Below are 25,589 nucleotides of genomic sequence, written 5' to 3'. Positions count from 1 at the left end.
CTGGTTATGTCATCCGAAAATCAAACAATCCCGCACCGAGCCATTGAAACCGCGGGCGAGGACAACCATCGAGCAACGTCATAATTAAAGTTGACGACGTTTCGCTACAACGTCCGGAGTGACCGTTTCCACCTTGTTTCCGAAGTGCGCGATGACATAGTTCGCCAAAGTCGATACCTCCGTGTCCGAATACGCCTTTGCGAATGCCGGCATGAAGACATCGTGCTCATCGATGCGCATCTTGGAACCCTGCAAGATCACCTGAGTGACATTGGTGCCGCTGACGTCATTCACACCGCGGCTACCAAGTAGCGAAGCATACGGCGTCTGTTGGCCCTTACCGTTCCACTGATGGCAACTTGCACAAGCGCCCTCGAACAGCTTGAGCCCTGCGCTGTTTGCATCTGTGCGGTCTCCGCCGGGCGCTGTATCGGTGGAGGCCAGTACGGGCGCTGCATGCGCATCGATACTGATCGGATCGCTTCCTTCCCGCGCGGGAACGCTACGCAGATAGACCACGAGTGCAGCGGTGTCTTCCGGCTTGAGGTATTGGAGGCTGTTTTCCACTACCTCACCCATCGGTCCGGACGCGGAACCGCGACCGTCCGCGTGTCCGGTGGCCAGATAGCTCGCGATATCGCTGTCGCTCCATGCGCCTATGCCATGTGCCGTATCCGATGTGATGTTGTAGGCACGCCAGCCTTGCAGCGTCTCACCGGCCAGTTCGTTGCGGCGCTCCAGGCCGAAACCAACATCTCGCGGTGTGTGGCACTCCGCACAGTGTCCCAGCGCAGTCGCGAGATACTGGCCGCTGTTCCACTGCGGGGATTTCGACGGATCGGCAACAAAACGCTGACTCTTGAAAAATGCCGCGTTCCAGAAGCCCATCGCCCAGCGCTGATTGAAGGGAAAGCCGAGATCATTCGGCCTGGTGGATTGCGAGATCTTGGGCAGACTGGACAGATACGCCTTGATCGCGAGCACATCGGGGCGGCTCAGTTGCGTGTAAGAGGTATAGGGAAACGCGGGATAAAGTCGTTTGCCATCCTTGCGGATGCCTTCACGCACCGCACGAACGAAATCATCGTCGCTCCAGCTGCCGATGCCGGTATCCGCGTCAGCCGTGATATTCGACGAATAAATCGTTCCGAATGGAAGACGAAACGCGACACCGCCGGCGAAGTGTTTGCCCGAACCAGGCACCGTGTGACAGGCCGTACAGTCCGCTGCCTTGGTGAGATATTCGCCGCGTGCAAGCACATCGGCTGCCGCGGGAGCGCCGACAATCACCGGCGCAGTGCCCTCCGAGGCATCAGTGCGATTCAACCAGAAATAGGCCGCCACGCCGACAATCAGCAGTGCAACCACGATGCCGAGGAAACGTTTCATGGCGCCATCCTCCCATCGCTGGCGGCGGCCGCAGATACCACGCTCTTGAGTGCAGCGGCGTCCTGCACCAGCAGACTTCGATCAACCGGAAGCTTGTAAAGACGCACGCCAGTCGCAGCAAAGATCGCATTGGCCAAGGCCGGTGCCGCAATGGCCGTGCCCACTTCGCCCAGACCACCGGGTGCTTCGTTGTTTTCGACGCGATGAACTTCGATCAACGGCGTTTCGTTGATTCGCAGAACTCGATAGTCATAGAAGTTGCCCTGCTCGATCGCACCGTCTTTGATCGTGATCTCGTTATACAGGGCTGCGCTGAGACCGAATAAGAGGCCGCCCTGGATTTGGGCTTCGATGGAACTGGGGTTGACCCCGATGCCGCAATCCAGGGAAACCACGGCACGGCGCAAACGCACCTCACCCTGCGCGGTAACCTCGACCTCGACGATGGCACACACCCGACTGCCGAATGGCTCGCCCAGCGCGATACCGCGTGCAACCCGCGAGGGCAGTGGACTACTGCCCCAGCCTATTTTTTCGGCAGCCAGATTGAGCACCGCCAACGTCCGCGGATTCTTTTGCAGCAGCGCGCGACGGTACTCCAGCGGATCCTTGCCGGCGTGATGTGCAAGCTCGTCCATAAAGCTTTCGATAACGAACAAGTTATGCGTCGATCCCACACCTCGCCACCAACCGACGACCAGGCCTGGAGGCATATCGTGGCGAATCCACTCGACCTTCACATTGGGAATGTCGTAAGGCGGTTCGATCGCGCACTCGATAGCATCGCTGTCGAGACCGTCCTTGCCCATGGCCCCCGGGGCGAAGCGCCCCAACACCGTGCCTCCGCTCGTGCGATAGCCATACCAGACCGGCCGGCCATTGGCGTCGAGCACCGCCGAAATGCGATCGTGGTACATCGGCCGCACGCGATCGTGGCGGATATCTTCCTCTCGCGTCCAGATGACCTTGAGCGGATACGACATCTGTTTCGCGAAGGCAACAGCCTGCTCGGGCGAGTCCGTTTCCAGCCGTCTCCCGAAGCCACCGCCGAGATACTGGTTGTGCACGATGACCTTGTCTTCGGACAGGCCGGTGATCTTTGCCGCGGTGCTGAGAACACGCGCAGGCACTTGGCTGCCCACCCAAATTTCGCATTTGTCCGAGGTCACGAAAACGGTGGCGTTGAGCGGCTCCATCGTCGCATGCGCGAGCATGGGCGACTGATACTGCGACTCGACTACCGTCCCGTCAGCCGGCCGGCTGCCGACCTCGCGCGCAATGATCGACTTGCCGTTGAGCGAACTTTCCACCAGCGCGTCGCGGAGTTGTTGCGTCGTGAGGTTGGCGTTTTCGCCTGGGTGCCAGGTGATATCCAGTGCATCCAGGCCTTGCTTCGCCACCCAGAAATTGTCGCCGACCACGGCAACCGCGTCATCGATACGTATCACGTCGACCACACCAGGTATGGCCCTGGCTGCTTTGTCATCGACCTTGGCGAGTTTTCCGTTGAGAACCGGACATGCCTTGACGACCGCGATCTTCATGCCTGGCAGCCGCACATCGATACCAAACTGAGTGGCACCCTTCACTTTGTCGGCAGAATCCACGCGCCGCATCGGCTTGCCAATCAGCTGGAAGTCCTTGGGATCCTTCAACTGCACCTTGTCCGGCATCGGTAGCTTGCCGGCTGCCGATGCCAGCTCGCCAAACCCCAGGCTACGGCCTGAAACCGTGTGGTGTACGACACCTCGATCCACCGTGCATGTCGACGGATCAACATGCCACTGTTCTGCCGCGACACTGATTAGCATCGTGCGCGCAACGGCACCTGCTTCTCGTAGCACCTGCCAGGTACTGCGCGTACTGGTGGATCCGCCGGTAATCTGCCCACCCAGCATCGGCGTGCCGTACAACTCGTCGCTGGCTGGAGAATGCTCCACCGTGATCTGGTCCAGGCCAACACCCAGTTCTTCGGCAAGCAACATGCTCGAACCGGTATAGATCGCCTGCCCCATCTCGGCGGACGACATCACCAGCCGCACCGCGCCGTCGGTGTCGATGCGTATGAAAGCGTTCGGCGCGAAAGGTGGATTCCCGTCCGCCAGTGCCGCTGCGGCGTCACCAGGTTGCCGCCGAGCGTTGATCATCGCTTGAGCGACACCGCCGCCGCCCAGCCAGAGGAAGGCGATGGCCAGGCCACCGGACTGGATCGCACGGCGTCGGCTCAAGTCGACGCGGTCGGAGGTCTTGTTGTCGACGCTCCCGGGGCTACCCGCATTCGGCTTCATGATGCCGCTCCCTCGGGCGCGGTAACGATCGTCTGCATGCCCTCGGGCTTGCCCGTCGCCGCCTGTTTGATGGCCGCGCGAATACGTACGTAGGTAGCGCAACGGCAGATATTTCCCGACATGGCGGCATCGATTTCCGCGTCGGTGGGATTGGGCGACCGCTTGAGCAACGCCGTCGCCGACATGATCTGTCCGGACTGGCAGTAGCCGCACTGCACCACATCGGCATCCAGCCAGGCTTGCTGGATCTTCTGACCGCTGGGCGTATCGCCGATGGCTTCGATCGTCGTAACAGCCTTGCTGCCGATAGATCCGACCGCGAGCACGCACGACCGAACAGGTTGTCCGTCCAGATGCACTGTGCAGGCACCGCATTGGGCGATGCCGCATCCAAACTTGGTGCCTGTCAGCCCTATGACGTCTCGCAAGACCCATAGCAGCGGCATATCAGGAGGGACATCAACCGAATGCGACTCGCCATTAACGGACAAAGACAACATAGGTAGCTCCACTGTGCGTAGAGAATCCAGGAATGGATTGTACCCCCCAGCCCGTCCCTGTACATGCGCTGGTAAACCAGCATTCCAGCAGCATAGGCGTAAAAATCGCGTATATCAGGAAGAGGCCAGAATGCCACACCGCGATAGGTACACGCGTGACAAGTGTCGCGCTAGACTCGAAGTTCAATCAGTAAGCCTTTGTTTCGCGTAACTCCGCTATCCAATCCATAGCCGGTAACCTGACTGATGAATTCGGCGCACGAGCTGAGCACACTGATTGATGCACTGCGTCTATTGCGCCGCGATGCGCAACCCAAGGCTGCACTGGCAACGTTGACCCGCACTCGAGGCTCTACTTTTCGCCGTCCTGGCACACGCATGCTGGTGTTTGGCGACGGGCGCGTGGTTTGTGAATTGTCCGGCGGCTGCCCACAACGCGACATCGTGGCGCGTGCGCAAGAAGTCATCGCCAGTACCGTGCCCCGCCTGATTCGTTACAACGCAGACTCAGGCCTCGATGTACTGCTCGAGATGGGCTGTGGTGGTGAACTCGAGGTATTGATCGAGCCTCTGGCGACAGCGCAAGCCGTGGGCTTTGTCGACACCCTGGCGCGGTGCCTCAGCGATCGCCGTTGTGCCCACATGGCCACCCTGTACTGCGTGGATGAGACGGCTGTGATGCCCCAGCGAATGCTGTGGAGTGATGACGGCATGTTGCACGACGATATCAACGATCCAGCGTTGACCCGCTCCATCGTTGACACCACGGCGTCGGCAACGAGCCAACGTACCCTCACGCTACGAATGCCCTCCGCACGCGGCATGGTCGACGTGCTGATCGAACCAGTCGCTCCACCGCATGCGCTGGTCGTGATCGGTAGCAGCGCAGCAGCGCGCGCGCTATTGCCGTTGGCCGAAGCCCTGGGCTGGCTGACCGTCCTTGTCGATCACGACCCGGCACGCCTGCACGCAACGCCGCTGCCAGCCGGGTTACGCGCGGTGTGCGCAACCCCTGGCACCTTGCGTAGCGCATTGAAGCTCGATGCGCACAGCTCAGTGGTGGTGATGACGCACAATCTCGAACAGGATATCGCCTATCTGGGGGCGCTACAGGGCGCACCGGTGGCTTATATCGGTGCTCTCGGTTCGCGAGATCGCGTTGCACGAATGCGCGACAACCCCACACTTGCCGACATTCATGTGCATGCACCCGCGGGCCTGGATATCGGTTCGGAAACACCGGAGGAAATTGCCTTGGCGATTGCCGCTGAAATCATGGCCGTGATCAATAACCGTAGTGGCGGTCCACTGCGCGACAACGAAGGCGGTATCCATTGAAGACCGCTTCATTCAACAGCCTGACATCGCCGGTCATCGTGCTGCTTGCGGCGGGTGAAAGCCGGCGTTACGGCGACATCAAGCAATTGGTCGAGATCGATGGCCAACCCATGGTGCGCCGCGTCGCGCATACAGCGTTGGATCAAGGCGTGCCGGTCATCGTGGTTACCGGAGCCAATGCCGAACGGGTCGAGGCGGTGCTCGATGACTTACCGTTGCAAATCATCCGCCACGCGGGTTGGCAGGACGGCATGGGTAGCTCGCTCGCTGCCGGTATTCGGTGTGCGGAAGCGTCCTTTCCGCAAGCTTCTGCGGCGCTCCTGTGCCTGGCTGATCAGCCGCTGTTGGAAGCCGCGCTGTTCCAAACAATGCTACTTCGACACGATGAGGCGCCTGAACGTCTACTCGTCACCGAGCATAACGGTATATCCGGGCCACCCGTGCTGTTTCCTCGCGACTGCTTTGCGGCATTGACGGTGTTGTCGGGCGCGCGTGGCGCACATGTCTTGATCCAGCGGGAAGCTGCACGCGTGGAGCGATTCGCGACGACCAACAGCGTCGACGTCGATACGCCGCACGATCTTCAGCGCATACGTGACTGGTTGGCAACCGATAGTGGTCGCTAAAGACTAGGATGTCTCTAAGCCGCTAAGCATTGTTGTGGCTGGTTTGAGCAGAGGCAGTTCTGGCTTCGGCGATGAGCGAAGCCACCGCACGCTCCATCGGTCGCATGTCGCCCGCCGTGACAATCCACAATGTCGCTCCCTCCAGACGAGTGAGTGCATCGGTGGCCATGTCCTCTGCACGCTCAGGGCCCACACCTGCACTCAATATCTCCGCCATCCGATCGCGCAAAGCTGCGAAATAGTCGCGAACGGCAGCCGCCGCCGCCGGCGTCGTCTCCGACACGCCATAAGCGAGGTGCAGGCCAATGCAGCGCTTTCGATCACTCAACGTAGCCGCGATTCGATGGACGATGGTTTCGTACATCGGCATCCATTCGCTGCACTCTTCCGGCCAGTCAGCGAAGGTCTCCTCGAACGTCAACGCCATCACGTCTGACACCAAGGCCTCCTTGTTTGGGAAGCGCGTATACAGACTGGGCTTTTTCAGCCCAACGCGATCCGCCAGCTCCTGCATGGAAGCACCCGCGTAGCCGCGCTCGCGAAACAGTTCGCGGGCTTCCAAAACGATTTGGTCGAGGGTTGCTTTCATTCGCCCATTCTGTAAACTACCGATCGGTCGGTCGTATTTTACACGAGCGATCCTATTCCCACAAGGAACCCCTCCTCCCAGCCAGAACATGCGCAATGAGGCCGACCATGAGCACCCTGCCCTTCCAAAATGCCGAAACCATCAATGCCCAGCGGCGTAAAGCCCTGTTCGCAACCATTGCCGGTGCGGCGGCGTTTACGGCTACCAAGCTTGTTCGCGCAAGCGAACGAAGTGCCACCTCGAAGAGAGCACCAACTTCTGCAACAACGGCCGGCCGCGATGAGATGCCGATGAAGGTCTCCTACCTCACGCGGAACATCGGCAACGTGGAAGTCTTTTACCGCGAGGCAGGCCCGGTCGATGCACCGGTCATTCTTCTCTTGCACGGGTTTCCCACATCCAGCCATATGTTCCGCGATCTTATCCCGCTGCTTGCGCAGGACTATCGCGTGATTGCGCCGGATCTCCCCGGCTTCGGAAATACAAAAGCACCGCCGCGAGGCACCTTCGACTACACCTTCGACAACCTCGCCCGCGTGATCGATGAGTTCACGGTTTCATTGGGCCTAAAGCACTACGCGATCTATGCGTTCGATTATGGCGCCCCCACCGGTTACCGTCTGGCGGCCGCGCATCCGGAACGCGTCACCGCCATCATCAGTCAAAACGGCAATGCCTATGTCGAAGGCCTCAGCGACCAATGGGGTGCCTGGCAGACGTACTGGCGATCACCCACGCCTGAGCATCGTGAAGCTTGTCGCGACTCGCTCAGTGCCGAGACGATCCGCAACTTCCAGTATTTCCATGGCGCGGATCGTAAGTTGGTGTCGCCCGATGGGTACACGCTGGACATCGCCTACATGGCCCGCCCCGGCGCGGAAGAAAACCAGCTCGACCTGATTCTCGATTACAGAACCAACCTGGCTCACTATCCGGAATTCCAGCAATATTTCCGCACCCATCGCCCGCCGCTACTCGCTGTTTGGGGCAAGAACGACCCGGCGTTCATTCCGGCCGGTGCGCTAGCGTATCGCCGCGATATCCCGGATGCCGAAGTGCATCTGCTGGATACAGGTCACTTTGCGCTGGAAACCCATGCGCCCGAAATCGCGTCATACATGCGTGATTTTCTGAGCCGAAAACTTGCGCGTGTAGCGGCATAGCGATACCGATCATCCTGACTTCCTCAGATGGATACTGAGAACTTTTTACCAGCCTTTGGATCGTTCAAACACTGAGAACCCAAGCATGAACAAGACCGACTCCATGCACGCCGCAGTTCTAGAGAAACCTGGCGCCAGGTTTCGCCATACCACCGTGACCCGCCCGATGGCAGGTCCCGGACAGGTGCTGGTGCGTATCGCCGCAAGCGGCGTCAACCCGCTGGACCTGAAGATTCGCAGCGGTGGCGCAGATCACGCCAGACATCCGTTGCCTGCCATTCTGGGCATCGATCTTGCCGGCGTCGTTGAGACCGTGGGCCCGGGAGTCACCACATTTCGACCGGGCGATGAGGTCTATGGAATGACAGGTGGAGTGGGCCGTGTGCAGGGATCGCTCGCCGAATACGCTGCTGTCGATGCGGATCTGCTTGCCCTCAAGCCGTCCAACTTCAGCATGCGCGAGGCCGCCTCTCTTCCGCTGGTCTTCATCACGGCATGGGAAGGTTTGGTCGACCGCGCAAAAGTACATGCTGGCCAAACCGTTCTGGTTCAGGGAGGCGCGGGTGGCGTCGGGCGCATTGTCATCCAGATTGCTCGCGCTTACGGTGCTACCGTGTTCGCAACCGGCTCGGCAGCCAGTGCCAATGCCATTGAGGGCTTGGGTGCAACGCCGATTGACTATGCACAAGTGACGGTCGATGACTATGTGGCGATGCATACCGGTGGCCACGGTTTCGACCTTGTCTATGACACCGCCGGTGGGACGAGCCTGGACGCTTCATTCAAAGCGGTGAAGCGATTCGGTCATGTGGTCAGTGCCCTGGGCTGGGGAACGCATGTACTCGCGCCGCTTTCATTTCGTGCCGCCACGTATTCGGGTGTCTTCACCCTGCTTCCCTTGTTGACTGGCGAGGGCCGGGCACATCACGGCGAAATCCTGCGCGAGGCGACTCGGCTAGCCGAGTCTGGAAAAATCTCGCCGCTGGTCGATGCCCGACGCTTCGACTTGACCTCTGTCGACGACGCCTACGAGGTTCTACAGAGCCGGCAAGCTCTGGGAAAAGTCGTGATCGACATCAACAACTGATGCAGGCGGTTTTGTCCTGGATCGGCAGATAAACGAGAAATGCCTGGTACGCGAATCGCGGCGCGCCAGTCAGCTTGGCCACGCCGAGTCGTGGATCACATCGCAAAAATTTGTCCGATGAAAGTGTGGATCTTTCAATGCCAACACGTCGGCATTGACGTTGCCGAAAGTCGTGTCGGGTTTGTGCTTGTTTCCCTGATAAAACGCTTCGACGATGTCCTTCTTGAATTGCGTGCCCCGAGGATGCGCGTCCACCACAAGCTTCCTGTCCTCTGCGGAAACCACCGGGAAGCCAAGGCCAAGCACGTCCATCTCTACTCCCGCGGTCACCAAAGCGATCTCGGGCTTCATCAGCGGCGGAATATTTGGAGTGGTGTGCAAGGCAATCGCTGTCCAGACCAGGTCGGCGGATGCGTCGGAGATGCCGTGACGACGTAAAAAGTCGCGCGCTGCGTTTGCACTGTCAACTTCGAAGCGCTCGGTGGCAGTGCTGTACGGCGGCACCAGTCCCATATCGTGAAACATGGCGCCGACATAGAGAAGCTCAGGATCGAACATAAGGCCCCGTTGCTTCCCTGTCAACGCACCGAACAGGAAAACGCGCCGGGAGTGGTGATAGAGAAGAGGTGTTTCAGTGTCGCGAACCAGGTCGGTGGCCTCACGGGCCAGCTGACTGTCGGGAATCGGGACACCCGCAATGGTCGTACTCATGATCGGAAACCTCTCTGGTTGGATCGTGGATGCCACTCCGGCACCCATGACTGGGATGCCAGGCGATGGCCGCCCGTCATTGAGCGGGCCGTAAACTCTGAAGCACGGTCGGCAACAGCTCGGCTACCGTTGGGTGGATGTGCACGGCACGGGAAACCACGGTGTAAGGCACTTTGGCGTACATCACGTCGAGCAGACAATGAATCGCCTCGTCACCGTTCACCCCGAAGATAGCCGCCCCGAGCAACATCTGGTTTGCGCCGTCGACAACGACCTTCATGAAACCTGTGGTCTCGCCCCGCTCCACTGCGCGGCCGACCCTCGTCATGGGTCTTATACCCACCATGACGTTGTGTCCCGATTTCTTTGCCTCTGTTTCAGTCATGCCGATACGCGCCAAGGGCGGGTCGGTGAACAAGCTGTATGCCAGGATGCGGTCGGAAATGCGTCGGCTGTCTCCATCCAGAAGATTCGCAGCGACAATCTCAAAATCATTGTAGGCGGTATGTGTAAAAGCTCCCCGACCATTGCAGTCACCCAGTGCCCATATGTTCGACGCGCTGGTCCGGCAAAAATCATCCACTTGAATGTAGCCGTGTTCATTGACGGCAACGCCTGCCTTGTCCAGGCCAAGGTCGTCTGTATTGGGCCGGCGTCCCACCGCGAGAAGCAGATGTGAACCGATCGCTTTCTCGCACGACCGATCACCTTCGGCCTTTACACTGATAGCTCCAGCGGCTCCGCCAAGAGCGATGCACTCGGCTCCCAGATGCACCTTGATGCCTTCGTCGCGCATTAATTCCAGGATTGCCGTCGAGACATCTTCGTCTTCTCGCGGTAGCAAGCGATCTCCCCGTTCCACGATCGTTACCTTCGATCCAAAACGACGAAACATCTGGCCAAACTCCAGACCGATATAGCTTCCGCCAATAATGATCAGATGTTCCGGCAGCTCCTTGAGATCCATCATTCCGGAGTTGGTGAGAAACGGCACCGACTCGACCCCTGGCATCGCAGGGACGGTCGCACGACCGCCAACGTTGATGTAGATCGACTCCGCTTCGATGACCTCATCGCCCAGCCGCAGCGTCGTCGCAGATTCAAACCGGGCAGCCCCTTTCAGTAGCGTCACATTATCGAGTCCTCGCAACCACGCCTCAAGATTGTCATGAGACTGGCCGGAGATGCCTCTGGTGCGCTGCCAGACCTTCTGCATGTCAACCCGGGGTTCTGCAGTCAGGACGCCGTACTCTTGAGCCCGCCGCGTCATATGTGCCACATAAGCGCTAGCCACCATGGCCTTGGTCGGGATACATCCGGTGTTGACGCAGGTTCCCCCGACCAGCTTTCGCTCGATCACGGCAACGCTACGTCCTGCCTTGCTCAGACGGTAGGCCAGCGTTGGCCCAGCCTGCCCGGCGCCGATCACTACAGCATCAAAATGACGATTCATGGAACCTCCTGGGGCTTTGCCGCGGCCAGGCAGACGATGACGGCACCCTTAGTTATCCATCTCTCGTGTGGGTTTGAACAAACCGCCTCGGACGTCCACCTGATGGGTATTCGTGGTCCGGCAAGCAGCCTGCATACGCTGCTGGGGAGTCCTCGCATACTACGCTCATCCTCGTGGTCTGGGATGCCATAGGTCGGCGCTGCGGTGTAGCATCCTTGCGAGTGAGCGCAGCAACCAACGCCTTCGAGTAGCTCCATCTCTGGGCGAACGCAGCATGCTGTGGTTGAGCCATTGCATGCGCCAACAGCATGCCGCCCGATGCGTCTACGTCTGATCAATCAACGCATGATCAGAGCCGATCCGCTTAGTGACCCTCTGACATCGGAGCACGCTATGCACATCGAACTTCCAAAACCGAACATACACTCAGTCAAAGAGTTCATGACGCACTATTTGATGATCGTGCTCAGCATTCTCACTGCGCTGGGTCTGGAGCAATTGATTGTAAGCCTGCACCAACACCACGCGGCCAGTGCAGCAAGCGCTCAGATCGAAGACGAAATTCGCATGAATCTTGCAAGCATCCACAATGCGCGTCTGCAGGATATCGCCCAGGCCGCGGCTCTCGACGAACTACGTGACGATCTCGTACACGACCTCAAAACAGAGGCTCCGAATTCTGAGGTTGTCCAGCATATCCTCGCCAGAACGTCCTCGGGCCGCTTCAATCTCAATCTGAAATGGCCGACTCTGCGCCATGAAGCCTGGGACGTTGCTGTAGCTGACCAGTCAGCCAGTTGGATCGAAGGCAGCCGCATGCATCGCTACTCGGCCGCCTATGCAGGTCAGCGCGATGCCATCATCAATATGAACACGGATATAACCCTCGTGCTGGATGGTCCTCGCCTGACCGACACACTCACCGACCTTCGAACGGGCAGCGTAGAGCCACGCAGCTTCTTGCACGTTGTTGGACAGATGGCGGCCATGTTGAACGAAACCCAGAACAATCTGGCTTTGTTGGAAAAACAACTGAATGACGCCTTGCCCCGCGAATCCGCTCCCCCTGCGCGAACATCGTCTGCTCGTTAGGTCATGACCTAACGTAAGTTCGCGCGGATCGGCAGACGGTATACGGCCAGGTGATGGTGGTGCTGTTTGCGCAAACAGACGGTGCCCGAGCAGGCCCCGCTGGACGCGCCGTTCGCTCCTATTTTTTTTATCATTCTTTCACTTGGCGGAAGACTGATTGCCGCTGGCACGTCTTTGCCGTCGCGGACCACGCGCCTAAAGTGGTTTGTCCGCCCCAAGCAACGTCGGGCAGGCAGCGAGCCCCATCGATTCGGACTGAACCAGCATGAAAAGAAAGGTCTTGCTCATCACTGGCGCGAGTTCGGGCTTCGGGCGTGCCATCTGCGAAGCTGCGATCGCTGCAGGCCATACGGTTATCGGCACGGTGCGTCGCGATAGCGACCGTATCTCGTTCGAGGCAATCGACCCCAAGCAGGCCCGCGCTGTTGTACTCGATGTCACGGATTTCGGTTCCATCGACGGCGTGGTCGCCTCGATTGTTTCGGAGTTCGGTCGAATCGATGCGCTTGTCAACAATGCTGGCTATGGTCACGAAGGGGTACTGGAGGAATCTCCACTGGAGGCGATGCGCCATCAATTCGAGGTCAACGTCTTTGGCGCAGTCGCCATGACGAAAGCCGTATTGCCCGGCATGCGTGAGCGCCGATCCGGCCATATCATCAATATGTCGTCGATGGCTGGCTATGTCGCACTTCCCGGCATCGCTTACTACGCAGGCAGCAAGTTCGCGCTGGAGGGTATTTCCGGTGCGCTGGCCAAGGAAGTAGAGCCTTTTGGCATCAAAGTCACGGCAGTGGCGCCAGGTTCATTCCGTACGGATTGGGCGGGTCGCTCGATGATCCGCAGTGCGCGCTCTATTGCCGACTACGACGCCTCGTTCGATCCCATCCGAAAGGCACGCGAAGAAAAAAGCGGCAAGCAGGCCGGGGACCCCGTTCGCGCTGCGCAGGCGCTGTTGACGTTGATTGATGCCGAGCATCCACCGGTGCACTTGCTGCTTGGCAACGACGCTCTGACCCTTGTTCGAGGACACCTTGCCGAGCTGGAAGCACAGATCGACAGCTGGGAGCCCCTCACCCGATCAACTGACTTTACTTCCTCTATTTCACCGCCACAGGAGGCATAGCGCATAGCTCAGGCGCAGAAAAGCGAGGTCAAGCTTTTTCCCGAGCCGGCCGCAGCCAGCAATTATCCCCTTGAGAAGAACTTCGACAAGGTGCAGCTTGTGCTGTGTTGTTGAGGAAATGCGCTCGAGGCAATCGCTCACCCCATCCTCTATTGGAGACCACCATGGCGATACTCACCATAGATATGCGCAACGGACGGACTGACGATCAGAAGCGCAGCCTGGCGTCCGCTCTACTCGACGTCGTCAGCAAGGCTACCGGCGAATCGCGCGACAACGTATTCCTGGTTATTCATGAAAGCCGCGGTATCGATTTCGTGGAGAACGGTCATCACCTGCCGGACTACGTCAAATCCTGACCGACACCTGATTCCCCACTAGCCGGAGAACATGCCATGCCACTCATCCAGTGCCATATCAAGCGAGGCTTGTCGCCTGAGCAAAAGCACTCGCTCATGCGTGAGCTCACCGAGGCCACGCAAGTAACGCTCGGATCCGACCCCAAGTTTGTCACCGTCGTCATACACGAACATGACGCGTCAAACATCAAGGAGATCGACTACATCTCTCCCTATCCAGGACCCATCTAGGAACCAATGCTCCTAAATCACCCGACATCGGAGGCACCGCACGATCGTCGAATCCTCGTGCCGAGGATGAGGATAGAGATCTCAGCTGCGCCCGCACCCTTGATTGAACCTGCAAGGAAACCATGACCATGACCGGCCAACCTTTAACGAGCGGCGTTGACCATATCGGGCTGACCGTTCGCGACTTGAACATCACGCGAGATTTCTTTATCAATGGTCTCGGCTGGACCCAGGTCGGAGAGCGCCCCAGCTACCCCGCGGCCTTCGTGTCCGATGGACGCATCACCTTGACGCTGTGGCAAGTCACGGATCCAGCCAACTATGTGAAGTTCGACCGCAAGACAGGCGTCGGATTGCACCACCTCGCCTTGCGAGTAGGCAGCGAGGAAGCGCTGCAGGAGTTGTTCGCGCGGATCTCTTCATGGCCTGGCGTCGTGGTTGAGTTTGCACCGGAGAACCAGGGCGATGGACCCAAGCGGCATACGATGATGTACGAACCCGGCGGCATCAGACTCGAGTTCGATTTCGATCCACGTATTTCACTAAACCGCACTTGACGTCACCAGGACAATAAGAACAGATCCAATCGCTGCCTTACGCGGCATACCTGACGCAACACGGAAAAATACGGCTGCCTACGCAGCCGTTTTTTTTTGGCCTGTGCGGGGAAATCTTTCCAATCTGAATTGCGCTGCGCCATCCGTGCCTTTGGCAAGCTGACATCGCGCCCTCTTCGCGCGCCATTTCGCGACTGACCAAGACAGCCGAGGCATAGCCAGATCCTGCGATTCCTCTGCGGCGCGGAAGAGTGTCTGCCGATTGACAGGGATTCGCTAATCCGCTCTACGCGCCTAAATTAGCGGCTGTCGGAGCGGCTGCCCCGACTGGCATCAAGCCGGTTCCCTCCCCTTACTTTTAGAGATGAAAATCATGAACAATCAACGCAAAGTTGTCGTTATCACTGGTGCCTCGCAAGGTATCGGCGGCGGTCTGGTCAAGGCATTTCGTGACCGCGACTATCGGGTCATTGCCAACTCGCGCTCGATCAAGCCGTCAAGCGATCCCGATGTTTTGACCATTGCCGGCGACATTTCGGATCGCGCGGTTGCCGAGCGCATGATCAAGGAAGGTATGTCCCGCTTCGGTCGTATCGATACCTTGATCAACAATGCCGGCATCTTCATCGCAAAGCCATTTACCGCTTACACCACTGAAGATTACGCGAGCACGCTTGCCGTCAATCTCAACGGCTTCTTTCATGCCACGCAATTCGCGGTCGCGGAGATGGAAAAGCAAGGTAGCGGCCATGTGGTCAACATCACCACAAGCTTGGTCGACCATGCGATCGACGGTGTCCCGTCTGTGCTGGCCTCACTCACCAAGGGCGGTCTCAATGCCGCCACCAAGTCGTTGGCGATCGAGTACGCCAAGCGTGGCATCCGTGTAAATGCCGTGTCGCCGGGCATCATCAAGACCCCGATGCACGCGCCAGAGACACACGGTGCCTTGGCCGCACTGCACCCGGTCAATCGCATGGGCGAGACCAGCGACATCGTCGAGGCGGTCCTCTACCTCGAGTCCGCCGGTTTTGTGACTGGCGAGATCCTTCATGTCGACGGCGGCCAGAGCGCCGGTCACTAATGATCCCTGGGGCGGGCGCACTGCCCGCCCCAAAGCCAACCAGGAACGCGATCATGCCTATCGTCAACATTCAGATCACCCGTGAAGGTTCGGGTCCGGGCCGCGATGCCGCAACGGCAGAAGAGAAAGCGGCCCTCATCAAAGGGACCAGCCAGTTGTTGTTGGATGTCTTGAACAAACCGCTCGAGGCGACGTTCGTCGTCATAGAAGAGGTCGAGATGGAGAACTTCGGATGGGGCGGCTTGCCCGTTGCGGAATTCCGAAAACAGCAGCAATTGAAAAAGAAGTAGACCTTCCGGCTGCGCAGCCCCGCTGCGCAGCCCCGCTGCGCAGCCGCTATATAGCCAAACGCCGCCATTGGCTCCTCAGGCTTCTCATATTCACTGAGGCATGACCCTTTCCAATTAAGGCTTGGTGTATGTCAGCTCAAGTCACCGTAAGCACGCAATCGCCAGACCTGGAATCCAACAGGCTCAGTTATGCGGAGCGCAACGCCCCGTACTGGCGGCGTAACCTCGCCGTCTGCGTATTCGGGTCATTCACGACGCTGGTCAGTCTCAGCATGTTGCTGCCCTTTCTGCCGCTGTATGTGCAGCAACTGGGCATCTCGTCTTCATCCGCGGTCATACAGTGGTCGGGCGTCGCGTTCGGCGCGACCTTCCTGGGCACGGCCGTGACTGCGCCGATCTGGGGGCATCTTGCTGACCGCTATGGGCGCAAACCCATGCTGGTGCGCGCGGCGATCGGCATGGCCATTGTGATGTCTCTCATCGGGATCGCCCACAGCGTCGTCGAACTCGTTGCGCTGCGCCTGACAGCGGGGTTGATCGGCGGGTATGCGTCAGCGTCTATTGTCATGATCGGCACGCAGGCGCCGCGCATGCGTGCCGGCTGGGCGCTCGGCTTGCTGTCCACTGGCGCGCTAACCGGCAACCTCGTCGGCCCGCTGGTGGGCGGATTTCTACCAGCATGGGTTGGCATTCGCGGCACGTTTTTTGTCGGTGGCGCGATGATCGCCGTAGCCGCCGTCGCGACCATTCTGCTGGTACGCGAGGATTTTGACCGCGAGTCTGACGCAAAGGATCGAGCTGCCGCTAAAGCTGGATCGTCGGCGACATCCCATCATTTCCTCATCGTTACGCTACTGCTCACCGCGATGATGGTTCTTCTCGCCAACATGTCGATCGAGCCCATCATTACGGTGTATATCGGACAGCTCGGAGTACCTACCGATCATCTCGCACGTATCGCGGGCATTGTCATGGCATCGTCTGCTCTGGGTAGTATGCTGACCGCCGCGCGCCTCGGTGCACTTGCCGATCGCGTGGGCAGCTGGAACGTCATCATAGGTTGCCTCCTGGCGACAGGACTGGTGATGGTGCCGCAGGCGTTTGTGACGCAATGGTGGCAACTGGCTCTTTTGCGTGGGCTTATGGGAATGACGATCGCAGGATTGCTTCCCTCTATCGCAAGGCTTGTTCGCCATTCGGTCGATGAACACCATTCTGGAAAAACTCTGGGATATCTGCAGTCGGCCCAGTTCACCGGACAGGTCGTCGGCCCGTTGATCGGCGGCCTGATTGGCGCAAGAATCGGGCTGCATGAAGTATTTTTTGTGACCGGATCGTTATTGATCCTGTGTGCCGGACTCAATCAGTGGGCCCGATCCCGCAATCCGCAGCAAGCTGTGTGAGAAGCGCGAATGAGGCCAGGATGGCGTAGTCCTGAAAGTCGAAGCACTTACTCAATCCATCTGCATCAATCTGAGGGAATGACCATGCTCAAGAAACTCGACAAAGTGTTGTACACCGCAGAAGCCCACACCACGGGCGGCCGCGACGGTGCGGGCCGGACCAGCGACGGCGCACTCGACGTTACGCTCAGCTCACCGGGCTCAGGCAAACCGGGCACCAACCCTGAGCAGTTGTTCGCTATCGGTTACTCGGCCTGCTTCATCGGCGCGATGCGGGCTGTGGCACCCAAGCTGAGCCTCAAAGTGCCGGACGACGTCGCGATCGATGCCAACGTCTTGCTCGGCCCGACGGACGGCGGTGCCGCTTATGGTATCGCGGTCAAGCTTTCCATCAGCCTGCCCGGCCTCGATGATGGCCAAAGGAAGCAGTTGGTCGACGCCGCTCACCAGGTTTGCCCGTACTCGAACGCAACACGCGGCAACATCGATGTCGAACTCGTGATCGCTTGATCACACGCTGACCTGCACGGATGGCGGTTCGAGATGTTCGTGCGTGGAGGTCATGCACGGCCCAGGGATCCTCATTTTCTCGATGTCAGAATGGTGGTTAGCCGTAGCCGCTCGCTCGGTCACTGGGCGAGCGCAAGTCGTCGCTGATGAGTCGTAGTCGTCGATTTAATCGAGACCGCTTGTCAGCATTCTGGAAAAATTGAGAGCTCCTGGACGGCTTAAAGGGTCGCAGAGATGCTCCCTTCCCTGATCGAATAAGCCTCTTCAAGCCGCACGTTCACTGCATTGGATTGCGCCTTCACGTTGCGCCCCGGAAGATTCAGTCTCGATAGCCGCGCCGTATGGCTCTCAAAAAGCCTATGACGAGATCGGCCTCGCCCTTCTCGACCAATTGCTTTGCCGTCTTGCCGCCGAGTTCACGGATATTTTCCGTTAGATACCAGTCGCGTACTCGTTTTGCGTCATGATCGATTCCCTTGGCCAATCGCAAAACGCCCCAGAAGCCCACGTCCAGCGGGCGACCGAAAAGCTCGTCTTTGTTCCCCGACTCGTTCCATGCCGCCGCACAAAATCGTGTCGTCATCATGCAGTCCTCGTCGTGACCCAATAAACGCAAGGTTACGCCAAGCGTTGATCGTTTTCTCGCGGTTTTTGCGTTGCGACGGAATTCAAGGCGCAGACGCATTTCTCATCAGGAATGAACGCGCTCATCTGCCGCCGAATGCATCGCTGCTGTACGCAGAAGCCGGAGGACTCCTTCGCCCGCCGCAAGGTCATGATCCACCCTTCCCGCCCTTCGTCGTCTTTGCTGCCTTCTTTGCGACTGGCGCCGCTTTCGCCGTCTTTGTCGCTTTCTTCGCCGGAGGCACCGTTTTTGCCGTCGCTTCCGTTTTTCTGACAGCAGGTGCTGTCTTGGTCGCATTCGTCGCCGCTGCTGCTGTCTTCACGGCTGGCGCCAGCGGCTGTAGAACGGAAGTGTTGCTGGTGGCTCCTGTCTGCTTCGCGTTTTGCCGGATCAGCGCGCAGAGCGAATCGAAACGGCAGCAGCATTCGGTGAAACCGCCGTTGGGGTTGGAGACGCCGAGCACGGCGTAATGGTGCATGCCTCGCGACTTGAGCGCCGCAGCGGCACCTGCTACCTGCGGCCAGTCAAGTGTACCATTGCCGGCGACGCGCGCGGGAATCAGCCAATAGTCGCCCGTGGCGTACAGGCCCCCAGGGACGAAGCTGATCTGAATGCCGTCTTCGAGATCAATCACCGCGCCTTCAACCAGCGCAACGGTGCCCTGAGCATTCACCGCAACGCTTTGATCCCAGCGGCGAAGCAACGGATGGTTCTGCGCAGCCGTGTTGATGGCGTAGGCCGTAATATTCTTCGGCACCGTAAGCGTGACGATGCGATCGGCGACATCGATGGCGATCACCTGCAACAGTGGCAATGCACGCTGCGCCAATGTGTAGTCGTCATCTACCAGCTCGACCCAATCGTTGACGGCAAGGCTGAGTCGTTGATCGCGGCCAAGGTTCGCCAGCGTTACCGCAATCTGAGTGCTTCCATCGCTTTGTGCCGTACTGGGCGCACTCAATATCGGAAAGACCACTGAGCCGTCCTCGCGCGACCATTTAATGCTGGCGGCCGCCAAGGTCGTGGTGCTGGCAAGCCCACCCTGATGTACTTCGACCCGGTAAAGCTGGTTCTCGCAGCCGCGATAGCGTGCGTCGGCGGCGATGATGCAGGGATCGCTGTCCGATTCCACGGGCCCGAGTTGCGCACTCATGGCGGGCCATGCGTACGTGGCGCGTGCACCAAAGATCTGTCGCAAAGTCGTACAGGGATCGATGTTGATGCCGTTCGCCGCTGTCGGCGTGCCCAAATTGTTGCGCAACTGCGCGATAGCAGCGATCTGCTGGTTGATCAGCGCCTGGTCGGTGGCGTTGGTCGCCGCCTGCAGCCGGACGTTCAGCGCAGCCGTGGCGTCATCGAGCGGCGCGCCTTCGTGGCTCGCATCCAATGCCAGCATGCGAGCCTGCCACACCACTTGCACACGCGAGGCTGTATCGACGCCGTTAAGCGCGGTATCACTGATCTCCGGCGCTTCCACGGCACAGAGATGGCGTTCCCATACGTCGAGCCAAAGCGCAAAACTGTCGGGTGGATCGACCAGATTGCCACCGTAGACAGTGTCGTCCGGCGTCGGCGCATACGGCTGCGTGGAGAGCGTAGACATCGCATCGTTTACGCACAGTATACCGTCGGCGTAAAAATGCCCTGCCGATAACTGCCAGTCAGTCACGTGGGGTTGCGTGGCGATGGTAAAGCCCTGCCCGACCGCCCAACACGGCCCCACCAGATCCCGCACCATCGTGCGCAACAGATGCAGCTGGATACTCGCCTGCTCGTTCCAGTCTGCCTCAAGCAGGACCCTTCCCTGCTGCTGCAAAACCTGGCTGTAATGCAAGGTCGGATCGAACGTGACACGTGCGAAGTCGCCTTTCATGGTCGATCTCCTAACTCGCGTAGAGAATGCCGGCGTCGGTGTCCGCTGGCACATATTCGGCGAGCCGCGCGTTGAGGTTCGCCTCGCGCTGCGGTTCGTAGAGGTCGTGGTACACGCCCATCGCCGAGAGGTCGGACGCGCCGCTGCGAATCTCGTCGCAACAGATGTCGGCAAGTCGTGCATAGTTGGCTGAGGTATAACGCAAGCTGCGGAACTCGGGCACCACGCGCAGTGTTTCCTGCGCCTGCTGCGTACTGTCCGCTGCGGCGAGCGCAAGATCGGGCTGACAATGAAAACGTTGTGGTGTACGCGAGCCAACCGGCACATAGCAGAAGCGCACGCAGCCAAACTGCCGGCGCAGAACGCGCAATGCACTGGCGAAGATTGAGTTTTCGGCCAACGCTACGCTGTGCGCCTGCACCTCGCCGATCACCGTGCAGCGCACGAAGCTCGCTTGCACATAGGCCACTGCTTCATCCGGTGCACCCAGGGCCACGCGTTCAATGCCCGTTGCGTCCACAATGCTGTCGCAGACTTGCAGACTCGGCGGCTCACCGCGTCGCGCCGGACTGATCACCGAGATGGCACCGATGATGCTGTGCTCCACACGCAGCGACGCGCGCGAATTGTCCAGGGTTATGCTCGGCTCGCCCGGGCGCTTGGGGTCGCAATTGCAGTGCAGCGCCCAGCCCGGCACCAGGGTGCAGTGGCGGATCAGCAACTCGCACAGATCCTCCTGCGAGACGTCACCATCGTTGTCGCCAGACAGCTGCACTTCCACGCCACGCCCGACAATCATCAGGCCGTCGAGTAGCAGACGACTGCCGGGGGCGCCGCTGACCGATAGCGCATCCGGCTGGCTGGCGCGAACGTCCAGCAAGCGCAACACGGGGCGTGTGCGATCGGCTGCGCGTAGCTGAATCGCTTCGCCGGCGGCGAGCTGCAGATCGATGCTGCCTTCGTAGACACCGCTCTCGGCCAGCTCGATGATCAACGCGCGCAATGTCGGCGTGGCTGTCTTGGCCGTCGTCCACGCCGCGAGTGCGTCGGCGATACTGGCGTAGTGGCCTGCCGGCCAGGTAACCTTGGTTGGATCGCTGTCCGGCAACGCGGTGTGCACGATATAGCGTGCGGCGTTCTCGAGCTCGGGCGTTACGCGGGCGTATTCGCCACCGCCAAGATTGGCAGCAAAGCCGTATTGATAGCTGACCCACACGCCGCGCTTCGGACGATAATTGGCCGGAAACATGATGCGTCCGCGCTCGGGGTCCACCGCCACCTGGCCACGCGGTATCTGATAGCGCCACGCGTCGAGATCCGCCGGAATCACTGCGTCGGCTGGTATCGGCAAGCCCTGCCCCTTGCTCGGCCAGTCGGGCGCGTAGATCAGCACGCTTTTATCCACGCCATACAGCGCTGTCGATACCGCGGCGTAGTCGGCCTGCGGGCCACGCTCGGCGAAGCGATAGCGGCGCAGGGGCACGGGCAGATTGCACTCCTGCGCGATATGCGTGGGCACGCTCTCCTCGATCGGCAACTGGAACAGCGCGGTGTCGTTGCCCAGCACGCTGAACGTGAAGCAGTGCGGCCCGCGTTCCTCCAGGCAATAAGCCGGCGACTCCGTAACCGGATAGTTGCGCAGCCGAAACGCGAAATCCGCGACATCCGGGATGCCGTATCGCCCACGTCGACGTGCGCTGCCCATGCGTCGCACGTCCGCGCTGTGGGCCAGTGGATCGAACGCGCCGTTCGCCCAGCCTATGCGCTGCATGACGCCCGGATCGTGCAAGTCGGCATTACCGCCGCGATGCGGATGCTGGTGATCCAAATGCTGCATCCAGCCAAGCAACTTGTAGAACTCCACCGCGCGCGCCGGCCATCCGGCCGAGTCGCGGGCAAGGTCTTCCAGCAACGACAGGGTGCCCTTGCGGCGACGCGCGTCGATCGTGTTCGCCACGTCGGCACGCGGTGCCAGCACGCGTCCGAGGCGTACTGCGTTGCTGCCATCTTCGCCCAGGGTGGCCGCTTCTGGCAGCAAGGTGTAGCCAAGCAGGTCGCCAATATACGGCACCACCCAGTCGTCGCATGTCTCGATGAACCAATTGTTGTAGAGCCGCGTGATGTCCTGCTCCAACACGTTGGCTTGGGTAGCCAGCACACGCAGCAGATCACGCAGCGGATAGCCCTGATCTGCATCGCGCATGCGATAGACGACGGGCATCAGGTCATACAGGCGGTCCGGATTCACGCTCATGACGTCGCCTCCTGCAGCAGCAATGTGTCGGGCACATCAGCGAGCAGATAGAGCAGCTGCGCCGCTTGCACTGTGCCGTCTTCGTAGCGTGCAGGCAGGGCTACCACGCGCTGCGGTGGCTGTGCGGATGCGGATGCCGTCATCGCCGGCGCGGTGGCGATGCTGCCCGGACTGCCGCTTCCATTGCCACTGCCGTCGCCGTCGCCGTCACCGCTGTCGCCGCTGAAATCGGCGAGCAAGGTGGCTTCGTCGAAGCTGCCGAACGCATCCACGTCAACCCACGCCACGCCAGCTACGGCCTGGATGCAGGCGACAACCTCGCTGAGATAGATATTCTGTGCGAGATCGCGCGACTCAAACCCAAACGCATTGAGTAGCGCAGCGCGCACCAGCGGCTCGACGTTTTCCCACACGTAGTCCGGCGCAAGGCCAACTTTGGCACTCAGCGTTAGTACGAGCAACTCGCGCACATCCAGACCGAGCGACAGCGACAGATCGCCATACTTCTGCATCGCCTGCAGCAGGTTACGGTAGAGGTCGGAGGTCGTGTCGATCGGTGCATCATCGGCGCCCGCGATGGTCACCCGCACCTGGTTGCCAAGTTTTACTGAAGAGGCCTTGCCAACGCCGCCAAAGGTGCGCGCGAAGTCCGCATAGTCGGCCACCGATACCAGGCGATCCAGAGCAAGCACGGCCAGCGGCACGTTGCGGCGCGCCTGGTCGCGCGTTTCGGGATCGGCGCCACCGGATGCACCCAATGGATTGATCACCTGCGTCACGCCGAGCGGCTTGGTTGCCAGCAAGCTGATCTGCTGTGCATCGACATTGCCTGGTGTGCCGATGCCGTTGCGGTACACCGCGGTGATATTTTCAACTCCGGTGGGCAACCGCGCGCCGTGTATACCGTCTCCAAAAGTGACGTTGGTATTGCCTGCATTGTCGATGGCAGTGACGAAGTTGCGGTCGCGCGCACCGACGAAGGCCAGGTTGCGCGCTTCGTGCCACAGCACGCCATTGACGCTGGCGCTCAGGGTACTTTGGACGCCGTCGACCGTCGCGGCCGAAACATAGGTCAGCGGCGACTGCTTCAGCTGGAATGTCTGCATGGCAGTGGCACCGCTACCATTACCCAGCACCTCGTCGCGCGTCTGGCCGTGGGTGGCGTCCACCACGTTGGCGTAGATCGTGACGCTGCTGCGCAGGTAGGTGTAGGCGAGGCCACTGTTTGCAAAGACCAGGGTGCTGTGAATGGTATCGCCGGGAAGATCCGCCGCGACGCCCTGCTCCACGGCAAGCAACATCACCGGTTCCGCCGCAGTGACCGCTTCTGTACCTGGAACGTCGGTGCGCTGACCTTGCACGATCACCCAGCGCCCTGCTTTCAATCCGTCGACGGCAGTGTCAAGCGTAAGACGATTCGCACCGTCACCCGCGATGCCGGCGCTGCTGGACGCGACCTCACCGACGTCGTCGGCGAGTACCCGTTCGGCCAGCGGCAACGCTTCGCTTTGCGCGTAAACCTGCGTACCCCTCAGTGCATTGACATCCGGCACTGTCCACCCACCCGTGCCTTCGCCCGACGTATCGACCAAGGTGAGCTGCGTCGTCTTGCCACTGATACCGTAGTCGGTGCGCGGGACGGTACGTGCGCTGGCCACCTGTACCACTACTGGCGTAGCCATCTGTGCTTGATTGTCAGGGGGCTGGATCACCACGTAGCTGCCCGCCGCCACGCCGTCATATACGTTGTCCAGCGACAGCCGGTTGGCGATCTCGTCTAGCGTGAGCGTACCTGGCGTAGGAGTGGAGACCGATTGATCATTGGCTGAATTCCACGTCTGCACGATCGTCATCGGCGACGGTGCGTTGTAGCCGAACAGCGAAGCCGTGACACGCATGGCAAACACACCACTGAGCGTAGGTGACGGATCCCCGTGCGGCACGTTGGTCCACGCGCGATAGAACGTATCAATCAACGGTGTCGCAAAATTGAGTAGCAGCTGCGGCCGCGTGTCACTGGCGATACCCAGCGCCGTGCTTACGCTGCGTTGCAAGCGCAGACTATTGGCTGGCTGCAGCGACAGAGGCAAAGTCAGCGCACCGAATAGCGCAGTAAATCCACCCGCGGCGGGCGAAGTGACCACTCCCTCAGCCGTAAAAGCCTGCTGCACCGCCTGCGTGAAGGCCGCCACCGGCGCGGGAGGCGCCGCACGACCGCCGCCGCTCTCGATGAAGTCACTCAGGACGTCGCTGGCGTTGCTGTAGCGCTTACCCAATAGCAGGTTCTGCCGCACCACTTCCAACGCCGTCAACACCAAGCCACCGCTGACGGCAAGCGCTGCAATCGCCGTGTTCGCCGCTGCGACCGACTGCACGATGGCCGGATCGAACGCGTGCAACACCACGTGGCTGCGCTGATCCGTCTGCTGCACGTCCACCGACTGCACGAGGCGAATTGCCGATACGCCGGTCTGCAGGTTACCGAACTGGAACAGCAGCCGATCGTTCTGCTTCAGATTCGTACTGATGCTCGCCACCCACACCTCGCCGAGCCCGGCAATGGTGTCGAGCGAAATGTTCTGCGGCTGCGTCAACCGCGGCTGCAAGGCATTCCATTCGCTCTGCGCGTCGAGATCATCGGAGGTCTCGAACGTCTGCATCTGCTGGCCTGGCGCGGGCACCGATTGCGCACGCGAACCGGCCGGAATAGTCACGGGCCCCGAGTTGGGGTCGATGGTGTAGGCGAGGTAGACGCTGGCGGCCACGCCAGGACGCAGGCGATAGTCGAGTAGTTTGCCCAGCTCGAGTACCGAGCGCCGTTCCGTGGCGGTGCGCAAGTACCCTTCATTGGCAATGCGCTCCTGATAGAAACTCAACACATCGGCGCCTACCGCCCATGCATCGAGCAAGGCCATCGACGGGTCGTCGAGCTCGCGCGTGCGCAGGCCGGCAAGTGCAGGCAGCGCGGCGCTGCTCAGGTCCATCTGCATGGTGGCGCGGAAATCCGCATAGGTGCCGACCCGATACGCCAAACTGTTCAA

At 60.0% G+C, this 25,589-nt stretch carries 22 protein-coding genes; 12 read left to right on the top strand and 10 right to left on the bottom strand.

Features of this window, described 5'->3' with window-relative positions; all coding sequences use genetic code 11:
* Positions 1–84: 84 nt before the first annotated feature.
* From HDE77_RS10725 to HDE77_RS10715, 3 genes are read right to left on the bottom strand one after another with little or no spacing between them, the layout of a single operon-like run.
* Complete coding sequence (locus HDE77_RS10725) at positions 85–1,389, bottom strand: c-type cytochrome (RefSeq protein ID WP_184417323.1); 1,305 nt, start codon at positions 1,387–1,389, stop codon at positions 85–87.
* Positions 1,386–3,677, bottom strand: coding sequence for a molybdopterin cofactor-binding domain-containing protein (locus HDE77_RS10720; protein WP_184417322.1), 2,292 nt, complete (start codon positions 3,675–3,677; stop codon positions 1,386–1,388). Before HDE77_RS10720 ends, HDE77_RS10725 begins: the two co-directional genes overlap by 4 nt.
* Positions 3,674–4,177 carry a (2Fe-2S)-binding protein gene (locus HDE77_RS10715; protein WP_184417321.1) on the bottom strand — a complete coding sequence of 168 codons (504 nt, stop codon included), beginning with the start codon at positions 4,175–4,177 and terminating at the stop codon, positions 3,674–3,676. Before HDE77_RS10715 ends, HDE77_RS10720 begins: the two co-directional genes overlap by 4 nt.
* A 246-nt stretch (positions 4,178–4,423) precedes the next feature.
* Between HDE77_RS10715 and HDE77_RS10710 the strand changes: the two genes are divergently transcribed.
* Complete coding sequence (locus tag HDE77_RS10710; RefSeq protein ID WP_184417320.1) at positions 4,424–5,515, top strand: XdhC family protein; 1,092 nt, start codon at positions 4,424–4,426, stop codon at positions 5,513–5,515.
* A complete protein-coding gene (locus HDE77_RS10705) occupies positions 5,512–6,141 on the top strand; it encodes a nucleotidyltransferase family protein (protein WP_184417319.1) in 630 nt (209 codons plus the stop codon). The genes HDE77_RS10710 and HDE77_RS10705 overlap by 4 nt, the downstream gene beginning before the upstream one ends.
* 22 nt (positions 6,142–6,163) lie before the next feature.
* Here the strand turns inward: HDE77_RS10705 and HDE77_RS10700 are convergent, their stop codons facing one another.
* A complete protein-coding gene (locus HDE77_RS10700; RefSeq protein WP_255482666.1) occupies positions 6,164–6,820 on the bottom strand; it encodes a TetR/AcrR family transcriptional regulator in 657 nt (218 codons plus the stop codon).
* 194 nt (positions 6,821–7,014) lie between these two features.
* Here HDE77_RS10700 and HDE77_RS10695 point away from each other — a divergent pair, with 194 nt between their 5' ends.
* Positions 7,015–7,893 (top strand): alpha/beta hydrolase, encoded by an 879-nt coding sequence (locus HDE77_RS10695; RefSeq protein WP_255482665.1) that lies wholly within the window; start codon positions 7,015–7,017, stop codon positions 7,891–7,893.
* Positions 7,894–7,978: 85 nt separating this feature from the next.
* A complete protein-coding gene (locus HDE77_RS10690) occupies positions 7,979–8,980 on the top strand; it encodes a zinc-dependent alcohol dehydrogenase family protein (protein WP_255482654.1) in 1,002 nt (333 codons plus the stop codon).
* Between the two features lie 69 nt (positions 8,981–9,049).
* Here HDE77_RS10690 and HDE77_RS10685 read toward each other — a convergent pair whose 3' ends face one another.
* Positions 9,050–9,691: an HD domain-containing protein gene (locus tag HDE77_RS10685; protein ID WP_184417317.1), complete on the bottom strand. Its 642-nt coding sequence runs from the start codon at positions 9,689–9,691 to the stop codon at positions 9,050–9,052.
* A 76-nt stretch (positions 9,692–9,767) separates the two neighbouring features.
* Positions 9,768–11,144, bottom strand: coding sequence for an FAD-containing oxidoreductase (locus tag HDE77_RS10680; protein ID WP_184417316.1), 1,377 nt, complete (start codon positions 11,142–11,144; stop codon positions 9,768–9,770).
* A gap of 393 nt (positions 11,145–11,537) precedes the next feature.
* Here HDE77_RS10680 and HDE77_RS10675 point away from each other — a divergent pair, with 393 nt between their 5' ends.
* From HDE77_RS10675 to HDE77_RS10635, 8 genes are all read left to right on the top strand, one after another.
* The gene (locus HDE77_RS10675; protein ID WP_184417315.1) at positions 11,538–12,236 is read left to right on the top strand and encodes a hypothetical protein; all 699 of its coding nucleotides are present in this window, start codon (positions 11,538–11,540) and stop codon (positions 12,234–12,236) included.
* Between the two features lie 265 nt (positions 12,237–12,501).
* Positions 12,502–13,362: an oxidoreductase gene (locus HDE77_RS10670; RefSeq protein WP_184417314.1), complete on the top strand. Its 861-nt coding sequence runs from the start codon at positions 12,502–12,504 to the stop codon at positions 13,360–13,362.
* A 164-nt stretch (positions 13,363–13,526) separates the two neighbouring features.
* Positions 13,527–13,721, top strand: coding sequence for a tautomerase family protein (locus HDE77_RS10665; RefSeq protein ID WP_184417313.1), 195 nt, complete (start codon positions 13,527–13,529; stop codon positions 13,719–13,721).
* A gap of 359 nt (positions 13,722–14,080) precedes the next feature.
* A complete protein-coding gene (locus tag HDE77_RS10655; protein WP_184417311.1) occupies positions 14,081–14,509 on the top strand; it encodes a VOC family protein in 429 nt (142 codons plus the stop codon).
* A gap of 373 nt (positions 14,510–14,882) precedes the next feature.
* Positions 14,883–15,593: an SDR family NAD(P)-dependent oxidoreductase gene (locus HDE77_RS10650; RefSeq protein ID WP_184417310.1), complete on the top strand. Its 711-nt coding sequence runs from the start codon at positions 14,883–14,885 to the stop codon at positions 15,591–15,593.
* A 53-nt stretch (positions 15,594–15,646) separates the two neighbouring features.
* Positions 15,647–15,883 (top strand): 4-oxalocrotonate tautomerase family protein, encoded by a 237-nt coding sequence (locus HDE77_RS10645; protein ID WP_184417309.1) that lies wholly within the window; start codon positions 15,647–15,649, stop codon positions 15,881–15,883.
* Positions 15,884–16,011: 128 nt separating this feature from the next.
* The gene (locus HDE77_RS10640) at positions 16,012–17,286 is read left to right on the top strand and encodes an MFS transporter (RefSeq protein ID WP_184417308.1); all 1,275 of its coding nucleotides are present in this window, start codon (positions 16,012–16,014) and stop codon (positions 17,284–17,286) included.
* A gap of 84 nt (positions 17,287–17,370) precedes the next feature.
* Positions 17,371–17,796: an organic hydroperoxide resistance protein gene (locus tag HDE77_RS10635; protein ID WP_184417438.1), complete on the top strand. Its 426-nt coding sequence runs from the start codon at positions 17,371–17,373 to the stop codon at positions 17,794–17,796.
* 319 nt (positions 17,797–18,115) lie between these two features.
* Here HDE77_RS10635 and HDE77_RS10630 read toward each other — a convergent pair whose 3' ends face one another.
* The 4 genes from HDE77_RS10630 to HDE77_RS10615 form a co-directional block, all read right to left on the bottom strand.
* Positions 18,116–18,481, bottom strand: a complete 366-nt coding sequence (locus tag HDE77_RS10630) for a hypothetical protein (protein ID WP_184417307.1) — start codon at positions 18,479–18,481, stop codon at positions 18,116–18,118.
* A gap of 88 nt (positions 18,482–18,569) precedes the next feature.
* Positions 18,570–20,294: a DUF6519 domain-containing protein gene (locus tag HDE77_RS10625; protein WP_184417306.1), complete on the bottom strand. Its 1,725-nt coding sequence runs from the start codon at positions 20,292–20,294 to the stop codon at positions 18,570–18,572.
* Between the two features lie 10 nt (positions 20,295–20,304).
* Positions 20,305–22,548, bottom strand: a complete 2,244-nt coding sequence (locus HDE77_RS10620; protein ID WP_184417305.1) for a hypothetical protein — start codon at positions 22,546–22,548, stop codon at positions 20,305–20,307.
* Positions 22,545–25,589 (bottom strand): putative baseplate assembly protein, encoded by a 3,045-nt coding sequence (locus HDE77_RS10615; RefSeq protein WP_255482653.1) that lies wholly within the window; start codon positions 25,587–25,589, stop codon positions 22,545–22,547. The genes HDE77_RS10620 and HDE77_RS10615 overlap by 4 nt, the downstream gene beginning before the upstream one ends.

Origin of the sequence: Rhodanobacter sp. MP7CTX1, from assembly GCF_014205795.1 — a bacterium.
Lineage (GTDB): Bacteria > Pseudomonadota > Gammaproteobacteria > Xanthomonadales > Rhodanobacteraceae > Rhodanobacter.
Note: the sequence above shows the minus strand (reverse complement) of the source record. Positions and strands in the feature narration are given on the sequence as shown.

Excerpts from the sequence above, each read along its gene's own strand:
- HDE77_RS10680 (WP_184417316.1), bottom strand. The coding sequence starts at position 11,144 with ATGAATCGTCATTTTGATGCTGTAGTGATCGGCGCCGGGCAGGCTGGG.
- HDE77_RS10670 (WP_184417314.1), top strand. The coding sequence starts at position 12,502 with ATGAAAAGAAAGGTCTTGCTCATCACTGGCGCGAGTTCGGGCTTCGGG.
- HDE77_RS10725 (WP_184417323.1), bottom strand. The coding sequence starts at position 1,389 with ATGAAACGTTTCCTCGGCATCGTGGTTGCACTGCTGATTGTCGGCGTG.
- HDE77_RS10650 (WP_184417310.1), top strand. The coding sequence starts at position 14,883 with ATGAACAATCAACGCAAAGTTGTCGTTATCACTGGTGCCTCGCAAGGT.
- HDE77_RS10620 (WP_184417305.1), bottom strand. The coding sequence starts at position 22,548 with ATGAGCGTGAATCCGGACCGCCTGTATGACCTGATGCCCGTCGTCTAT.
- HDE77_RS10630 (WP_184417307.1), bottom strand. The coding sequence starts at position 18,481 with ATGCGTCTGCGCCTTGAATTCCGTCGCAACGCAAAAACCGCGAGAAAA.
- HDE77_RS10645 (WP_184417309.1), top strand. The coding sequence starts at position 15,647 with ATGCCTATCGTCAACATTCAGATCACCCGTGAAGGTTCGGGTCCGGGC.
- HDE77_RS10715 (WP_184417321.1), bottom strand. The coding sequence starts at position 4,177 with ATGTTGTCTTTGTCCGTTAATGGCGAGTCGCATTCGGTTGATGTCCCT.
- HDE77_RS10635 (WP_184417438.1), top strand. The coding sequence starts at position 17,371 with ATGCTCAAGAAACTCGACAAAGTGTTGTACACCGCAGAAGCCCACACC.
- HDE77_RS10700 (WP_255482666.1), bottom strand. The coding sequence starts at position 6,820 with ATGTTCTGGCTGGGAGGAGGGGTTCCTTGTGGGAATAGGATCGCTCGT.
- HDE77_RS10710 (WP_184417320.1), top strand. The coding sequence starts at position 4,424 with ATGAATTCGGCGCACGAGCTGAGCACACTGATTGATGCACTGCGTCTA.
- HDE77_RS10690 (WP_255482654.1), top strand. The coding sequence starts at position 7,979 with ATGAACAAGACCGACTCCATGCACGCCGCAGTTCTAGAGAAACCTGGC.
- HDE77_RS10655 (WP_184417311.1), top strand. The coding sequence starts at position 14,081 with ATGACCGGCCAACCTTTAACGAGCGGCGTTGACCATATCGGGCTGACC.
- HDE77_RS10640 (WP_184417308.1), top strand. The coding sequence starts at position 16,012 with ATGTCAGCTCAAGTCACCGTAAGCACGCAATCGCCAGACCTGGAATCC.
- HDE77_RS10675 (WP_184417315.1), top strand. The coding sequence starts at position 11,538 with ATGCACATCGAACTTCCAAAACCGAACATACACTCAGTCAAAGAGTTC.
- HDE77_RS10665 (WP_184417313.1), top strand. The coding sequence starts at position 13,527 with ATGGCGATACTCACCATAGATATGCGCAACGGACGGACTGACGATCAG.
- HDE77_RS10695 (WP_255482665.1), top strand. The coding sequence starts at position 7,015 with ATGCCGATGAAGGTCTCCTACCTCACGCGGAACATCGGCAACGTGGAA.
- HDE77_RS10720 (WP_184417322.1), bottom strand. The coding sequence starts at position 3,677 with ATGAAGCCGAATGCGGGTAGCCCCGGGAGCGTCGACAACAAGACCTCC.
- HDE77_RS10685 (WP_184417317.1), bottom strand. The coding sequence starts at position 9,691 with ATGAGTACGACCATTGCGGGTGTCCCGATTCCCGACAGTCAGCTGGCC.
- HDE77_RS10625 (WP_184417306.1), bottom strand. The coding sequence starts at position 20,294 with ATGAAAGGCGACTTCGCACGTGTCACGTTCGATCCGACCTTGCATTAC.